This window comes from Escherichia sp. KS167_9B (assembly GCF_030295215.1).
Classification (GTDB): Bacteria; Pseudomonadota; Gammaproteobacteria; order Enterobacterales; family Enterobacteriaceae; genus Escherichia; species Escherichia coli_F.
The window spans coordinates 2,516,443-2,533,049 of record NZ_AP025754.1; the positions used below are offsets into that span (position 1 = coordinate 2,516,443).

Here is a 16,607-nt window from a genome sequence, read left to right on the forward strand (position 1 = left end):
AATTGAACCTGACGACTATCGGAATCAAAACGAAATAAATGCGCTCAGTCTTTCCCTTAACATTGTCACTGGAGTCAACCCCACCGATTGCGCTACAATGCCCGCCCTTAAAGTGGGGGCACTCCCCTAACCGCTTCATCAGGTGAAGCGGATCTGACCTGTCATCAGAACGAGAGAATTATGTTTAAACCGGAACTCCTTTCCCCGGCGGGAACGCTGAAAAATATGCGTTACGCTTTCGCTTATGGCGCAGATGCTGTTTATGCGGGCCAGCCGCGTTACTCCCTGCGTGTGCGCAACAACGAATTCAACCACGAAAATCTCCAGCTCGGCATTAATGAAGCCCACGCGCTGGGGAAAAAGTTTTATGTTGTGGTCAACATTGCACCGCACAACGCTAAGTTGAAAACCTTTATCCGTGACCTGAAACCGGTGGTGGAAATGGGGCCGGATGCGCTGATTATGTCCGATCCAGGGCTGATTATGCTGGTGCGTGAGCACTTCCCTGAAATGCCGATCCATCTCTCGGTACAGGCTAACGCCGTGAACTGGGCGACGGTGAAATTCTGGCAGCAAATGGGCCTGACCCGTGTGATCCTCTCTCGCGAGCTGTCGCTGGAAGAGATTGAAGAGATCCGCAATCAGGTGCCGGATATGGAGGTAGAGATCTTCGTTCACGGCGCGCTGTGCATGGCCTACTCCGGTCGCTGCCTGCTCTCTGGCTATATCAACAAGCGCGACCCGAACCAGGGCACCTGCACCAACGCCTGCCGCTGGGAGTACAACGTCCAGGAAGGTAAAGAAGATGACGTTGGCAACATCGTTCACAAGTACGAACCAATTCCGGTGCAAAACGTTGAGCCGACGCTGGGTATCGGCGCGCCAACCGACAAAGTGTTTATGATCGAAGAAGCCCAGCGTCCGGGCGAGTATATGACCGCGTTTGAAGATGAGCACGGCACTTACATCATGAACTCAAAAGATTTGCGCGCCATTGCCCACGTTGAACGCCTGACCAAAATGGGCGTGCATTCGCTGAAAATCGAAGGTCGTACAAAATCTTTCTACTATTGCGCACGCACCGCGCAGGTTTACCGTAAAGCTATCGATGACGCAGCTGCGGGAAAACCATTCGATACCAGCCTGCTGGAAACTCTGGAAGGTCTGGCGCATCGTGGCTATACCGAAGGTTTCCTGCGTCGTCATACTCACGACGATTATCAGAACTACGAATACGGTTATTCAGTTTCTGACCGCCAGCAGTTTGTTGGTGAGTTTACCGGTGAGCGCAAGGGCGACCTCGCGGCGGTAGCGGTGAAAAATAAATTCTCCGTTGGCGACAGCCTTGAGCTGATGACGCCGCAAGGGAACATTAACTTTACCCTTGAGCATATGGAAAACGCCAAAGGCGAAGCAATGCCGGTCGCACCGGGCGATGGTTATACTGTGTGGATCCCGGTCCCGCAGGATCTTGAGCTAAATTACGCGCTGCTGATGCGTAATTTCTCCGGGGAAACCACGCGTAACCCCCACGGTAAGTGATTAATTTCGATTATTTTTCCCGGATGGAAAATTCTTAGAAACCGATCACATACAGCTGCAGTTATTAAGGTTATCATCCGTTCCGCTGAAAAACATAACCCATAAAATGCTAGCTGTACCAGGAACCACCTCCTTAGCCTGTGTAATCTCCCTTACACGGGCTTATTTTTTATGCGTAATTCAATGAAACAGAAGGAAGGATTCATACCTGGTTACCTCCTTCCATTGACCATATCGATAGAATTCCCCTTCATAGCACGATGCCTTTCACTTAACGGCATCGTGCTCGCACAGGGTCCGGCTACGCACAGCCAGAACGCGCATGTTTGACGCTTACAAAAAATGAAGCTAAAGCATAGGAATATTTATGCCATCATTTTCTGATAGCCGCATAAAATAAAAATTCTGCTGTAGTTTCATCTATCTGCTTGTCATTATTACTCACATTCAATAATGGTGTTGAAGAATACCTTATCAGAGATAAAAATGGATGTGTCCATGGTAGTCTTGAATCTATTCTCACTCTCCACATTTGAATGTCAGACGCGCGACGCCATGTAATCCTGCCCCTTCAGTCTTCAGGTTAACTATCTGCATTTTTTTGCCCTGAGTAACACAGAAATTAGCTGCATCATTTTTCACTATATTTTCCGCACCAGATATTCTGCCCCTGGCTAAAGATGCTTCGGCTTCAGTGTAGTATTGGTTATCGAGTTTACGCTGGATATTACTTTTATAGGCAAGACCGAATTTACCGATACTTGTCTCATCATTATGCACAGCACAACCAGACATAAGAAAAACACTAATTAATGATATAGCAGCTGTCTTTTTCATCTCACCTTCCCCCATTAAACACCAACGACACTCTCTAGTGTTGAAATATAATAATGACATCATTGTCATTATTGAATAGGATTATAATAAATGTTTTGTGCAGAATTTCCTACATAAGTAGGAAATACAGACATGGAGGCCTATCACAGATAACCTCATAGGAATTATTTAATATAATTGGAATCGTACATTGAGGATGCCATTGCTTTGTTGAATATGATGCATATGCTCTTTTGAAGTTTGTCCCTGACTACCGTTAATGTTCGCTGCCACGCTGAATCCACAGTAAAATAATGCTTAAGTGCTTTCAGTGATCATTTATGCCGATAAAAACCGAGTGTACCGTTGCCCCCCTTACTGGTAACCACTGAATTCCCCATCCTTGAACTGATTTTTTATCCTCCGATTTTCATCCTGTTCTGACTCCGCCTTTTCTTTTCTGCTCTACACTATCTACAGACCAATCATAAAGGCATACGATTATGGCAGAATTTCCCGCCAGCTTACTGATTCTTAACGGCAAAAGTACTGACAATCAACCCTTGCGCGAAGCAATTATGCTGTTGCGCGAGGAAGGAATGACGATCCATGTGCGGGTCACCTGGGAGAAAGGCGATGCCGCCCGATTTGTAGAAGAGGCCCGGAAGCTGGGCGTCGCAACGGTAATTGCCGGTGGTGGCGATGGCACTATTAATGAAGTTTCCTCGGCGCTGATTCAGTGTGAGGGCGATGACATACCCGCGCTGGGGATTTTGCCACTAGGTACAGCGAACGATTTCGCGACCAGCGTGGGTATACCTGAGGCACTGGATAAGGCGCTGAAACTAGCAATTGCTGGTGACGCTATTGCGATTGATATGGCGCAGGTCAACAAGCAAACCTGTTTTATTAATATGGCAACGGGTGGGTTTGGGACACGTATTACCACAGAAACGCCGGAAAAATTAAAAGCCGCGCTGGGTGGCGTCTCTTACATCATTCACGGCTTAATGCGCATGGATACACTGCAACCGGACCGTTGTGAAATCCGCGGTGAAAACTTTCACTGGCAAGGTGACGCACTAGTCATTGGTATTGGTAACGGCCGTCAGGCAGGTGGCGGTCAGCAATTGTGCCCGAACGCATTAATTAACGACGGCTTACTGCAACTGCGCATTTTCACCGGCGATGAAATTCTTCCGGCTCTCGTATCAACCTTAAAATCTGACGAAGATAACCCGAATATTATCGAAGGTGCTTCGGCGTGGTTCGATATACAAGCACCACACGAAATTACCTTTAATCTTGATGGCGAACCGTTGAGTGGGCAAAACTTTCATATTGAAATACTTCCGGCGGCGTTGCGCTGTCGATTACCACCGGATTGTCCATTATTGCGTTAATCAAATTTCCCTTTCTTAATTCAGGGAGTATCAGTGATGCCGGATTCGGTGTACACACCTTATCCGGCATAAAGAACAATGCTACACCGTAATTAATTTCACCCGTGTTTTCTGCAATGCCAGTTTATCCACCTCTGACACGGCATCATCAGTAATAATAATATCAATTTTTTCGATTGGCAGTACCTGATTAAAACCGCGACGGTTAAATTTCGATGAATCGAGAACGGCAATCACTTTATTAGCGGCTGTGACCATCGCACCGCTAATCGAATAACCTTCATTAAAGGTCGTAATACCATTAACCGCATCAATACCATCAGCACCGACAAACATTAAATCGGCATTAATATCCTGCAATGAACGCTCGGCAATGGAGCCATGCATCGAGCGCGTTTTATGGCGGACCGTGCCACCACAGACGACCAGAGTAATGTCTTTATTTTCGGAAAGGGCAAACGCCGCTGGGAGACTGTTGGTAATCACCGTGATATTTTTGGCGGTCATTAAACCTTCGGCGATAAGCATTGTCGTACTTCCGCTGTCGAGAATAACGGTCATCCCTTCGTGGATCATTTTGACTGCCGCCTGCGCTATTCTGTTTTTCGGCGCGCTGGCGAGCTGAAATCGCTCTTTAAACCCGACTTCCTGGGTCTCGGTTTCACTATTACCGGACATTATTTTCGCCGCACCGCCATGAAAGCGCGTAACCACGCCTTTTTGTTCGAGAAAGCGCAAATCGGCACGGATTGTCGCTTCCGAGGCAGCAAAAACTCCCGCCAGATCCTGAACAAGCACGGTTCCCTGTTCATTCACTAATTGGATGATCTTATTCCTTCGCTCGAATGAATTCATCGTCATTTACCCATATTCAATTGTGGCTAGTGTAAACGAAGGGGGACCATTGGTGAATGATCTGTTTTGCACAATACCGGGCCAGCATCACGCTGGCCCGCGGTTTCAGGGAATAAGCAACACTTTGCCCGGCATAGCATTACGAGCGATGTCACGCACCGCCTGGGCGAAGCTTTCAAAGCTTCCACGGTGAGCGATTAATGGCTCCAGGCTTAACTTACGTTCTGTCAGCAACCGGCTCGCCGTTTCCCACTCCTGCCCCGGCCAAGGGCTGGAGTAGTTCATCCAACTGCCGATAACCGTCAGCTCTTTACGTAATATTTTGCCAAACGTTGTCGATGTTAAATGCAGATCCTGATGCAACGTGCCCACCAGCGCCAGCTGGGCATGAGGCCCGGCAATCTCTACCGCCAGTTCGACGGTTTGCGGGACGCCAGCCGTCTCGAGGATAAGCTGATTAAAGCGCAGCTCGCGTAAAACGCCCTGCATTTGCGGCGCGCTCATTTCAAGGCTGTTAAATGTTTGCATCGCACCGAAAGATTTTGCCAGTGCCAGTTTTTCTGAGCTAATGTCGATAGCCGTCACACTCTTTGCTCCCAGCGCGACAGCGCACTGAATGGCCAGCAGGCCAATGGTTCCGGCACCAATAATAATAACGTTTTTATTCTCACAACCTTGCGCTAAATGGAAAGCATGCAGGCCAACGGTAATCGGTTCAATAAAAGCCCCATCCTCAATAGGCATATGCGCAGGTAGAGCAAAGACATTTTTCCGCTTAACGACAATATATTCGGCAAACCCACCATCACGCCGTGAGCCAATAAAATCATATTTTGCGCACTGGGAATAAAACCCTTTCAGACACTCTGGACAAGTAAAACAGGGTAATAACGGCACACAGGCAACCGCATCGCCAGGATGTAAATCATCAACACCGGATCCCACAGCATCAATATAGCCGCTAAATTCATGGCCTAACGTTATTGGATAATAATGTGCACCATTTTTAAAAATTCTGGGTAAATCGGAACCACATAATCCCGAGCTGGCAATTTTTACCCGCACCTCATCCTGATGTTTAATTTCAGGAATGACTCGTTGGGCAACGCGTACGATACCATCAGTATCATTCACCACTGATTTCATAAAAACTCCTGATTATTAAGGGGGATAAACTCCCCCTCAGGTAAAAATTATTCTGCGAGAACGGCTTTTTCTTGTTTAATAAAGCCGCGCGCTCTACGCCAGGTCATGAAAATACCGGTAAGATAAATGGCACCGATAATAATGAAACCGGGAATATTTTGCGGGGAGAAAACCTGAATCAGTAACCAGGTAATGGGAGAACCGCCCTGATCCATTGAAGCCACCATGCCCCCGGCTTTTAACGCCCCAGCATTAGCCGCCAGTTGGGTGTGCAAACCAATAGTTTGCGTCGCGATCCACAGGGTGATGCTCATAATGATGACACCCGAGATTAAGGTGCGGAACAGATTTCCACGATGCACGGCAACTGCCATCGCAACAAAGAAGCCGATGGTGGCAAGGTCGCCAAACGGCAGTACCTGATTACCCGGAACACAAACAGCAATTAAAATGGTGAGCGGGATAAAAATCAGGCTTGCCGATACCACCGCCGTATGCCCCAGCAGCAACGCCGGATCAAGGCCAATCAGGAACTCCTGACCGCCGAACTTCGCCTGTAAACGACTACGGGCCTGCTTAGCGATGGGCGTTAAACCATCCATGATGGGTTTAATCACCCGTGGCATCAGCAGCATAACTGCCGCCGTTTTTACCGCCAGCTGCAATACACCTTTGACATCGTAACCCGCGAGGATGCCGATAATCAGCCCCATCACAAAGCCCACGGTGACAGGTTCGCCAAATGGGCCAAATTTGCGCTGAATATCGTCGGCGCTAAATTTAATACGGTTAACGCCTGGGATTTTCTCGATGATAGCATCCACCAGCACCGCAATTGGCCCCAGATACGCCGACGTACCGTGCGGAATAGCAATGCCTTCCAGCTCAAAGAAATTTCGGGTATCGCGGGCAAACCAGTCGCCGAGCTTATAAACAAACGCCGCGTGAATTACCACACCCGCCATCCCTATCATCCATGAACCGGTTGCCAGATGCAGCAATGCGCCGGTGAAGGTCATATGCCAGATATTCCATATATCAACATTTACCACCCGCGTCATACGGGTCAGTAGCATCGCCACGTTAACCAGAATCGCAATCGGAATCGCCACCAGCGCAATTTGCGACGCCCAGGTCATTGGTGAAGAGCCCGGCCAGCCGACATCGACCACATGCAGATTCAGGTCGAAATTTTCCGCCATCGCTTTCGCCGCCGGGCCAATGGAATCCAGCATTAAGCCAATCACAAGGCCAATGCCAACAAAGCCAATCCCGATATGCAGACCCGCTTTAAAGCAATCGCCTGCCTTCATGCCTAATATCTTAGAAAAAATAATGATGACAATCGGCAACATGACCGTAGGGCCGAGGTCGAGAATATAACGCATGACTTCTGAAAACATAGGTCACCCCTGTAAGATAGTCAGAATTTTATTTTGTAATGCTTCGATACCGACACCAGAAACAAAAGGCATGCCGTGAACTAACGGAATATCGCCAAAACTGCGGTCAACTCTGGCGGTAGTACAAATAAGATGTACACCATCCATATAGGTTTCTATTTCATTAACCCGACACTGGATTAATTCAACAGGAATATTATGACTCTGACACAACTCTTTAATTTCTTCCGCCGCCATCGTAGAGGTCGCAACCGCGCCTCCGCAAGCGACAATAATCTTGCGTTTCATAAATAGTCCTTTTTATTGTTACAGAGGGATTTATTCGTCTGAATCTAAAACATACTTTGTGAAGTATTCCTTTAACTGGGTTTCAGGAAGAGTGATTAGTGTCTCGACGATCTCGGGCTGTTGTAACTTGCCAAATAAACAGCGTAAAAGTTTCAATTGCTGCTGCGGATTTTCCACAATCAACGCAATAACCAACGATACCGCCACGTCGTTATCATCATCCGCTTGCTGAAAATGAACTTTATTTGTTGGCCTTAACAGATAAATGGCTGACGACTTAGCATGAATCGCCTCACAATGCGGTATTGCAATGGCGTGCTGTTCAAGCATTATCCCGGTGGGGAATTCTGCTTCTCTGGCAATTAATGCCTGTGGCCAGGTTTCATGAACCACACCTTTCGCGATCATCTCATTACCGATATGGGTTAAAACTTCGCTACGATCGACAAAAGAAATTCCGCTACGAACAAACAGGTTAGTCATATACCGTCCTTATTCCGCACAGCCGTAGCGATAGGCACGCAAAACATCATAAATTTTATCCATAATCAACTGATACGGTATTGCCGATAATTCCCCGGACTGTATGCGTTCAAATTGTTTGGGTAGATACTGACTAATCATGCCCAGTGGGATGTCCACGTCTTCCAGATTCGCCATCATCGTTTCAACGCTATTTTTAATTCGACTATGCGGCCAGTAATAACGAATACGATCCGACAGGCTGTAACGAATATCCAGTAATGAATCGTTAAAACCCGTGCGATAATATTTTTTCCAGTACTGCGGTTCATCGAGCATCACTTCTTCAATTACCGCCAGGCAACTGCTACGATTTTCGGGGCCGATAAGCTCCTGCTCAATTTGTGCCAGCGCAAATATCGCCTCGCGTAAAGCAAAGGTTAATGCGGGGCCGACTTTCAATATTGCAAAGTGATCGCGGACTAATTCCCAATAAGCCGTCCGGGTCTGGTAATCGGTAGAATGTGCTTCATAAACCATACGGGTGTTTTCTATCCATTGTGCCAGGGCCTGCGCTTCTTGCGGCTGATAATGGATAATATTGCTGTGATCAAATTCCACACCCGGCTGTACCACGATGGCAATCACGCGTGTTAACGCCTCTGCCAGCCCACGGGCAATAAAGGCCTTTTGATGCGTACGTAAAGTATTGGCGGCATCTTCAACCTGGGTGATGTGTACTGACTGAATGGCACTGGCCTCACCGCCTGGAACCGGAACTTCTGTGCCAATGACATAGCTCAGTTGCTCACGCTGGTAATCTGTCGCCACACTTTCCGCCACCTGACAAAGCACGGCAGCACGTTCAGCAACCGTTTCTGGCGCTAATGGTATTGGATCCCCCGCACATGACATTGACGCATCAAGGTGAATTTTACTGAACCCCGCTCGAACATATGCTTTTACCAGCTCGACGGATTTTTCCATCGCCGTATCCGCATTTTCTTGCTGCCAGCAGTTCGGTCCCAGATGGTCGCCGCCGAGAATGATACGCTCACGAGCAAATCCGATTTTATCGGCAATCGCAAACACAAATTCGCGAAAGTCCGCCGGTGTCATTCCGGTATAACCGCCAAATTGATTGACCTGGTTTGACGTTGCTTCAATCAGCACTTTGCGCGTGCTGTTGCGATCAAATGCCAGCGCCGCTTCGATAACCAACGGATGGGCAGAACAGACTGAACATATGCCGATATGTTCACCAGCTTTATGCCGGGCAATTAACGTTTTCATGTTTTTTCCTTGTTAAATGGCAGGTGCGTTATGCCCTGCCCTCGCAGCCACAATCGGCAATCACTTTGCTCACCACATCGCGCATTGCGGATTTAGCCGACTGCAAATAATCCCGGGGGTCAGTCGCTTCAGGGTGCTCGGTCAGGTAATTTTTTAACGCCTGCGAGAATGCATTTTTCAGCTCCGTTGCAACGTTGATTTTGCATATCCCCAGTTTGATGGTTTGCTGAATATCCTTAGTCGATAATCCTGACGCACCATGCAGCACCAGCGGTAAGTTCACCCACTGGCGAATGTTCTCCAGTCGAGAAAAATCAAGCGCCGGTGCGCTGGCATACATACCGTGAGCCGTGCCGATGGCGACCGCCAGGGAATCAATCCCGGTTGCCTCGGCAAATTCACGCGCCTGAACGGGGTTGGTGTACAACGCATCTGCTTCATTGACTTGCACATCATCTTCCTGGCCGCCAAGTTGCCCCAGCTCCGCTTCGACGCTGACATCAAAGCGATGGCAAAAATCCACCACCTCTTTGACCCGTGAAATATTTTGTGCAAAAGGCAGATGCGAGGCGTCGATCATTACCGAGCGCACACCTGAACGAACTTTCTGAGCGATATCGTCAAATTTCGTGTGATGGTCGAGGTGAATCGCCAATGGATGGTGATAGTGCTTCGCCATCGCGCTGACCAGCGCCACCAGATTTTCTGTACCAGCATGAGTAAATGTACCGGGCGTTCCGGCAATGATGACCGGCGCATGCATGCTGGCAGCGGTTTCCACCACCACGTGCATCGTTTCGAGATTATGAATATTGAATGCCGGAACCGCGTAACCGCCTCGCTGCGCGTTGTTCAGCATCTGCTTTGTCGATACCACGTACATTTTCACACCCTGTCGTTTGTTTTCGATTTCAAAATATAATGAAATTATTTGTTTTCAAATGTCGAGATAACGATCACAAAAACGACAATATGAAAATTAATCAGAATGACAGGAAAAAAAAACGGCCTCCCGGGGGAAGCCGTAACGAAGTGCGCGTGTTTTTATGCCGGATGCAACGTAAACGCCTTATCCGGCATACGTGGCAGCGCTGTGTAGGCATGATAAGACGCTTCAGCGTCGCATCAGGCATAGGTTGCCGGATGCGGTGTGAACGCCTTATCCGCCCTACGGGGTAGTGCTGTTCGTATGAGGCGTATCAGGCGATAGTAATTTTGCTATCGAGATAAACGTCCTGCACGGCGTTAATCAGTTTCACGCCGTCAGCCATCGATTTCTTGAACGCCTTACGTCCAAGAATCAGCCCCATTCCGCCTGCGCGTTTGTTGATAACCGCAGTACGCACTGCATCGCTGAGGTCAGTTTCACCGCCTGCAGCACCGCCGGAGTTTATCAACCCTGCCCGGCCCATATAGCAGTTAGCTAACTGATAACGCACCAGATCAATCGGGTTTTCGCTGGTCAACTTGCTGTACACGCGATCGTCGGTATAACCGTAATTAATCGCTTTATAACCGCCGTTATTTTCCGCCATTTTTTGTTTGACGATATCTGCACCTATGGTTGCCGCCAGATGGTTCGCCTGACCTGTCAGGTCGGCGGAAACATGGTAATCAACGCCATCTTTCTTAAAGGCGGAGTTACGCAAATAGGCCCACAGCACGGTCACCATGCCCAGCTCATGCGCGCGTTCAAAGGCCGCAGAAATTTCTTCAATCTGGCGACGTGACTCTTCCGAGCCAAAATAGATAGTCGCGCCAACCGCCACCGCGCCCATGTTGAACGCCTGCTCCACGCTGGCATACAGCGTTTGATCGTAAGTGTTCGGGTAACTTAGCGTCTCGTTGTGATTAAGTTTGACAAGGAATGGAATGCGATGCGCGTAACGCCGCGATACCGATGCCAGCACGCCGTAAGTTGACGCCACACAGTTACAACCCGCTTCGATCGCCAGTTCAACAATGTTTTTTGGATCAAAGTAGAGCGGGTTAGCGGCAAATGAAGCTCCGGCAGAGTGCTCAACGCCCTGGTCAACCGGCAGAATAGAAAGATATCCTGTGCCAGCCAGACGCCCAGTGTTGTACAACGTCTGCATATTACGTAACACCGCTGGCGGGCGATTATTGTCAATCATCACGCGGTCTACGTAGTCATGTCCGGGGAGATAAAGCTGGTCAGAAGGAATAGTCATACAACGGTGCTGTAAAAGGTTGTCGGCGTCTTTGCCAAGCAACTGCGCAATATCTGTCATTACTATGCTCCCGTAAATTCCGATTGGATATCGGCTATGGATTGTCCTGGCCCGCCTTTTGCGGGCAATCATAATCCTGGTCGTTACAGGCGAGTTTTTCCATCTTTTGGATGTTTTTTCAGCGTTTTCTGTTGGCTCGATTCATCAGAAAAAATGTTACCGCGGTCAAGTTTTCACCGCAAAGGTATTTAAAAGGTATTATTAAATGGTATTGTCATCGCGTACCTTACATTACCTGTCATGAAGGAATTAAAAGATGAAAACAACAGCAAAGCTGTCGTTCATGATGTTTGTTGAATGGTTTATCTGGGGCGCGTGGTTTGTGCCATTGTGGTTGTGGTTAAGTAAAAGCGGTTTTAGTGCCGGAGAAATTGGCTGGTCGTATGCCTGTACCGCCATTGCGGCGATCCTGTCGCCAATTCTGGTTGGCTCCATCACTGACCGCTTTTTCTCGGCGCAGAAAGTGCTGGCGGTATTGATGTTCGCTGGTGCGGCGCTGATGTATTTCGCTGCGCAACAGACCACTTTTGCCGGGTTCTTCCCGTTACTGCTGGCCTACTCGCTAACCTATATGCCGACCATTGCGCTGACTAACAGTATCGCTTTTGCCAACGTGCCGGATGTGGAGCGTGATTTCCCACGCATTCGTGTGATGGGCACTATCGGCTGGATTGCCTCCGGTCTGGCATGTGGATTTTTGCCGCAAATGCTGGGTTATGCCGATATCTCTCCGACTAACATCCCGCTGCTGATTACCGCCGGAAGTTCTGCTCTGCTCGGTGTGTTTGCGTTTTTCCTGCCCGACACGCCGCCAAAAAGCACCGGCAAAATGGACATTAAAGTCATGCTCGGCCTGGATGCGCTGATCCTGCTGCGCGATAAAAACTTCCTCGTCTTTTTCTTCTGTTCATTCCTGTTTGCGATGCCACTGGCGTTCTATTACATCTTTGCCAACGGTTATCTGACAGAAGTCGGCATGAAAAACGCCACCGGCTGGATGACGCTCGGCCAGTTCTCTGAAATCTTCTTTATGCTGGCATTGCCGTTTTTTACCAAACGCTTTGGTATCAAAAAGGTATTATTACTTGGTCTGGTCACCGCTGCGATCCGCTATGGCTTCTTTATTTACGGTAGTGCGGATGAATATTTCACCTACGCGTTACTGTTCCTCGGCATTTTGCTGCATGGAGTAAGTTACGATTTTTACTACGTTACCGCTTACATCTATGTCGATAAAAAAGCCCCCGTGCATATGCGTACCGCTGCGCAGGGGCTGATCACGCTCTGCTGCCAGGGATTCGGCAGTTTGCTCGGCTATCGTCTTGGTGGCGTGATGATGGAGAAGATGTTTGCTTATCAGGAACCGGTAAACGGGCTGACCTTCAACTGGGCCGGGATGTGGACTTTCGGTGCGGTGATGATTGCCATTATCGCCGTGCTGTTCATGATTTTTTTCCGCGAATCCGACAACGAAATTACGGCTATCAAGGTCGATGATCGCGATATTGCGTTGACACAAGGGGAAGTTAAATGAAAACAGAACGTATTCTCGGTGCTCTTTACGGGCAGGCGTTAGGGGATGCGATGGGGATGCCGTCCGAGCTTTGGCCACGCTCCCGCGTCAAAGCACACTTTGGCTGGATTGACCGTTTTTTGCCTGGCCCAAAGGAGAATAACGCGGCCTGTTATTTTAACCGCGCCGAATTCACCGACGATACCTCAATGGCGCTGTGTCTGGCGGATGCGTTACTGGAACGTGAAGGCGAGATCGATCCGGATCTGATTGGGCGTAATATTCTCGACTGGGCGCTGCGTTTCGACGCCTTTAACAAAAACGTACTAGGTCCGACCTCGAAGATTGCTCTCAACGCCATTCGCGACGGTAAACCCGTTGCTGAACTGGAAAACAATGGCGTGACCAACGGCGCAGCGATGCGCGTCTCGCCATTAGGTTGTTTGCTTCCGGCGCGTGATGTTGATTCCTTTATTGATGATGTAGCGCTGGCGTCCAGCCCGACTCATAAATCCGATCTGGCGGTGGCAGGCGCGGTAGTCATCGCATGGGCGATTTCTCGTGCCATTGACGGAGAAAGCTGGTCAGCGATTGTTGATTCACTGCCTTCAATTGCGCGACATGCACAGCAAAAACGCATCACTACCTTCAGCGCCTCACTGGCAGCACGTCTGGAGATTGCGCTGAAAATTGTGCGCAATGCCGACGGCACCGAATCCGCCAGCGAACAGCTGTATCAGGTGGTTGGGGCAGGTACCAGTACTATTGAGTCCGTTCCGTGCGCCATTGCGCTGGTTGAACTAGCACAAACCGACCCGAACCGTTGCGCCATTCTGTGCGCCAATCTTGGCGGTGACACAGACACCATCGGTGCTATGGCGACGGCAATTTGCGGCGCGTTGCATGGCGTTAACGCTATCGATCCTGCGTTAAAGGCGGAACTGGATGCGGTAAATCAGCTTGATTTTAATCATTACGCCACGGCGCTGGCGAAGTATCGTCAACAACGGGAGGCGGCATGAGCGGCGCTCGATTACACACGCTGCTGCCTGAATTAACCACGCGTCAGCCGGTTATGGTGATTGGCGCGGCAGTCATTGATGTGATCGCCGACGCTTATGCCCTGCCCTGGCGCGGGTGCGATATCGAACTGAAACAGCAGAGCGTTAACGTTGGCGGCTGTGCACTGAATATTGCCGTGGCGTTAAAGCGCCTCGGTATCGAAGCGGGTAATGCCCTGCCGCTCGGCCAGGGTGTGTGGGCGGAAATTATTCGTAACCGGATGGCGAAAGAAGGATTAATCAGCCTCATCGATAACGCTGAAGGCGATAACGGCTGGTGTCTGGCGCTGGTTGAGCCTGATGGTGAACGCACGTTTATGTCGTTCAGTGGTGTTGAAAATCAGTGGAATCGCGAATGGTTGGCGCGATTAACCGTTGCCCCTGGCAGCCTGCTCTATTTTTCCGGTTATCAACTGGCCTCGCCCTGCGGTGAATTGTTAGTGGAATGGCTGGAGAGTCTGCAAGACGTGACGCCGTTCATCGATTTTGGCCCACGTATTGGCGATATCCCGGATGCATTACTGGCGCGAATCATGGCCTGTCGACCTTTAGTGTCACTCAATCGTCAGGAGGGTGAGATTGCCGCCGAACGTTTTGCTTTATCAGCAGAGATAACAACACTTGGCAAGCAATGGCAGGAGAAATTTGCCGCGCCGTTGATCGTTCGTCTGGATAAAGAAGGCGCATGGTATTTCAGCAATAACGCTTCTGGCTGCATCCCGGCATTTCCAACGCAAGTTGTAGACACCATTGGGGCGGGCGACAGTCATGCAGGTGGCGTATTAGCTGGACTGGCCTCTGGTTTGCCACTGGCGGATGCCGTATTGCTGGGCAATGCAGTGGCGTCGTGGGTTGTCGGGCATCGCGGCGGTGATTGCGCGCCAACCCGCGAGGAACTACTCCTCACACACAAAAACGTATAGATCACTGCGACAGTGGCTGATGCTGTACTCAATAGGCCGTTGCTGTTGGTCAAGCGCCACTTGCTTGATCACCAGCACCGGTATTTTACTATCTAATTGAATATGTGACTGAAACTCGGCATCCGGCATCCGGGCGCTAACGCGGGAACGGGTACGCTTTGGAAAAATATGCTGACTGCGGAAGTAGTCATAAAGAGAGATTCCGATGGCATCAACATCATGAATTAAATGCGCCGGAACCCACGACTCCTCAATAGAGACCGCTTCTTCATCAACATAGCGAATACGCTTAAGCAAAAAGACATCACTACCCGCTTCGACCGCCAATTGCTGCGCCACCTCTTCAGGGCATTTAACCACTCGCTTGTTAACCCATAGCGTATCGGGCTTTTTCCCGCGCAACACCACCTGCTGAGAAAATCCTCGCGCTTCTTTTAACGAGTATTCAAAGATGTTATTAATCTGCGTGCCGTAGCCGCGCGAACGTGTCACCACGCCCTCTTCTTCCAGCGCCTGCATCGCCTTGCGCACCGTAATACGCGAAACGCCGGTTAACTGACTTAAATCGCGCTCGCCGGGTAAAATATTGCCATGTTCCAGCACCCCGCTGCGCACGGCATTTTTCACCGTTTCGGCAAACTTAATATAAAGCGGCGTGTTATCCGCCGCTAAAATACGTTCGTTCAGTTGGGCAATCAGCTGGGTATGCGCTTGTTCCATTTGTCTTTTTCCTGCCAGGGAGTCTGGTGGGAGTATATCACTGCTTCTTATTTAAGGCGTTTCTTTAATCCCATCAACGAATGCCTGCAACTCCTCCACCGTGCCATTAAACACATTAAAATCCACCGGACCATTAATGCCATCTACCTGTCCACGGTCGGAATGCTGCCAGAAGCGCCAGGCCATTCCGTCATTGTCCGGACGACGTTGATAGTAGTGAGCCACCCACCACGGATATTCATTGAAATAGCCCGCCAGATTCGTGTGATAAAAAACGGCTCCTGAGTAAATAATCGGCTTTTTTCCCGTGCGTTTTTCGACCATTTTTAGCCACTGACTTACCCGCTTGCGTAATTCTTTTGCCGATAATTTTCCCCGTTCTTCTACGTCCAGCACGGCAGGGAAATCGCCTTGTGAGAAATCCACCGTTTGCAGAAATAATCGCGCCTGAACTGAAGCGGATACCGACGGGGAGAAATAATGATACGCCCCGCGCAGCAGGCCATTTTCGCGGCTTAGTTGCCAGTTACGCGAAAAATAGGGGTCCACCAGCTTTTCGCCCTCCGTCGCCTTGATAAAGGCAAATTGCAAGCGAATACCGTTATCGCGCATTTTTGCCACCCGCTGCCAGTCGATTCGCTCCTGCCAGCGTGAAACATCAATACCATGAATGGTGTAACTGGCAGGAATGCGAATAGCAAAAGATTTGACCGGACGATAACCGTAGAAGTGGATGTAGTCTTTAATCTGAATTGCTGTCGAGTAGAAAAAATTCACCGTCTGACGCGGATAAATTGCAACGATGGAAATTAGCCCAAGAGCGCATAATAAAGCGGTGAATTTTTTTCGACTGGTGATGCTCAGCTGCATTGGTTTCATCCCTGAATGTCAGCGCCAAAGACTGACAATAACCAAAGCAGCTATAGTACG

The 16,607-nt window shown here is 49.4% G+C and carries 16 protein-coding genes; 5 read left to right on the forward strand and 11 right to left on the reverse strand.

Going from position 1 to position 16,607, the window contains the following annotated elements; translation table 11 throughout:
* The first annotated feature begins 180 nt into the window (after positions 1 to 180).
* Positions 181 to 1,542, forward strand: a complete 1,362-nt coding sequence (trhP, locus tag QUE34_RS12635; RefSeq protein ID WP_000476037.1) for a prephenate-dependent tRNA uridine(34) hydroxylase TrhP — start codon at positions 181 to 183, stop codon at positions 1,540 to 1,542.
* 519 nt (positions 1,543 to 2,061) lie between these two features.
* Here trhP and yegR read toward each other — a convergent pair.
* Positions 2,062 to 2,379 (reverse strand): lipoprotein YegR, encoded by a 318-nt coding sequence (gene yegR / locus QUE34_RS12640; protein WP_001353116.1) that lies wholly within the window; start codon positions 2,377 to 2,379, stop codon positions 2,062 to 2,064.
* A 482-nt stretch (positions 2,380 to 2,861) separates the two neighbouring features.
* On the opposite strand from yegR, the gene yegS reads away from it, so the two are divergent.
* On the forward strand, positions 2,862 to 3,761 hold the full coding sequence (yegS, locus tag QUE34_RS12645) for a lipid kinase YegS (protein WP_000807382.1): 900 nt from the start codon (positions 2,862 to 2,864) through the stop codon (positions 3,759 to 3,761).
* An 81-nt stretch (positions 3,762 to 3,842) separates the two neighbouring features.
* Here yegS and QUE34_RS12650 read toward each other — a convergent pair whose 3' ends face one another.
* The 8 genes from QUE34_RS12650 to fbaB form a co-directional block, all read right to left on the reverse strand.
* Positions 3,843 to 4,616 carry a DeoR/GlpR family DNA-binding transcription regulator gene (locus tag QUE34_RS12650; RefSeq protein ID WP_001295426.1) on the reverse strand — a complete coding sequence of 258 codons (774 nt, stop codon included), beginning with the start codon at positions 4,614 to 4,616 and terminating at the stop codon, positions 3,843 to 3,845.
* A gap of 105 nt (positions 4,617 to 4,721) precedes the next feature.
* Entirely contained in the window at positions 4,722 to 5,762 is a 1,041-nt protein-coding gene (gene gatD / locus QUE34_RS12655; RefSeq protein WP_032303335.1) for a galactitol-1-phosphate 5-dehydrogenase, read from the reverse strand.
* Positions 5,763 to 5,809: 47 nt separating this feature from the next.
* A complete protein-coding gene (locus tag QUE34_RS12660; RefSeq protein WP_000490663.1) occupies positions 5,810 to 7,165 on the reverse strand; it encodes a PTS galactitol transporter subunit IIC in 1,356 nt (451 codons plus the stop codon).
* 3 nt (positions 7,166 to 7,168) lie between these two features.
* On the reverse strand, positions 7,169 to 7,453 hold the full coding sequence (gatB, locus tag QUE34_RS12665) for a PTS galactitol transporter subunit IIB (protein WP_000823288.1): 285 nt from the start codon (positions 7,451 to 7,453) through the stop codon (positions 7,169 to 7,171).
* 30 nt (positions 7,454 to 7,483) lie between these two features.
* On the reverse strand, positions 7,484 to 7,936 hold the full coding sequence (gene gatA, locus QUE34_RS12670) for a PTS galactitol transporter subunit IIA (protein ID WP_032303336.1): 453 nt from the start codon (positions 7,934 to 7,936) through the stop codon (positions 7,484 to 7,486).
* Positions 7,937 to 7,945: 9 nt separating this feature from the next.
* Positions 7,946 to 9,208, reverse strand: coding sequence for a tagatose-bisphosphate aldolase subunit GatZ (gatZ, locus tag QUE34_RS12675; protein ID WP_032303337.1), 1,263 nt, complete (start codon positions 9,206 to 9,208; stop codon positions 7,946 to 7,948).
* A 28-nt stretch (positions 9,209 to 9,236) separates the two neighbouring features.
* Positions 9,237 to 10,091 (reverse strand): tagatose-bisphosphate aldolase subunit GatY, encoded by an 855-nt coding sequence (gatY, locus tag QUE34_RS12680; protein WP_045145362.1) that lies wholly within the window; start codon positions 10,089 to 10,091, stop codon positions 9,237 to 9,239.
* Positions 10,092 to 10,407: 316 nt separating this feature from the next.
* A complete protein-coding gene (gene fbaB / locus QUE34_RS12685) occupies positions 10,408 to 11,460 on the reverse strand; it encodes a class I fructose-bisphosphate aldolase (RefSeq protein ID WP_000129551.1) in 1,053 nt (350 codons plus the stop codon).
* Between the two features lie 256 nt (positions 11,461 to 11,716).
* Between fbaB and QUE34_RS12690 the strand changes: the two genes are divergently transcribed.
* From QUE34_RS12690 to QUE34_RS12700, 3 genes are read left to right on the forward strand one after another with little or no spacing between them, the layout of a single operon-like run.
* Entirely contained in the window at positions 11,717 to 12,994 is a 1,278-nt protein-coding gene (locus tag QUE34_RS12690) for a nucleoside permease (RefSeq protein WP_001595961.1), read from the forward strand.
* Positions 12,991 to 13,995: an ADP-ribosylglycohydrolase family protein gene (locus QUE34_RS12695; RefSeq protein ID WP_032303339.1), complete on the forward strand. Its 1,005-nt coding sequence runs from the start codon at positions 12,991 to 12,993 to the stop codon at positions 13,993 to 13,995. The genes QUE34_RS12690 and QUE34_RS12695 overlap by 4 nt, the downstream gene beginning before the upstream one ends.
* The gene (locus QUE34_RS12700; protein ID WP_032303340.1) at positions 13,992 to 14,957 is read left to right on the forward strand and encodes a carbohydrate kinase family protein; all 966 of its coding nucleotides are present in this window, start codon (positions 13,992 to 13,994) and stop codon (positions 14,955 to 14,957) included. The genes QUE34_RS12695 and QUE34_RS12700 overlap by 4 nt, the downstream gene beginning before the upstream one ends.
* Here the strand turns inward: QUE34_RS12700 and QUE34_RS12705 are convergent.
* Both QUE34_RS12705 and QUE34_RS12710 read right to left on the reverse strand, forming a co-directional pair.
* The gene (locus tag QUE34_RS12705; RefSeq protein ID WP_000434034.1) at positions 14,931 to 15,677 is read right to left on the reverse strand and encodes a GntR family transcriptional regulator; all 747 of its coding nucleotides are present in this window, start codon (positions 15,675 to 15,677) and stop codon (positions 14,931 to 14,933) included. The two genes, QUE34_RS12700 and QUE34_RS12705, sit on opposite strands and share 27 nt — an antisense overlap.
* A gap of 51 nt (positions 15,678 to 15,728) precedes the next feature.
* Positions 15,729 to 16,547, reverse strand: coding sequence for a glycoside hydrolase family 25 protein (locus QUE34_RS12710; RefSeq protein WP_032303341.1), 819 nt, complete (start codon positions 16,545 to 16,547; stop codon positions 15,729 to 15,731).
* Between the last annotated feature and the right edge of the window lie 60 nt (positions 16,548 to 16,607).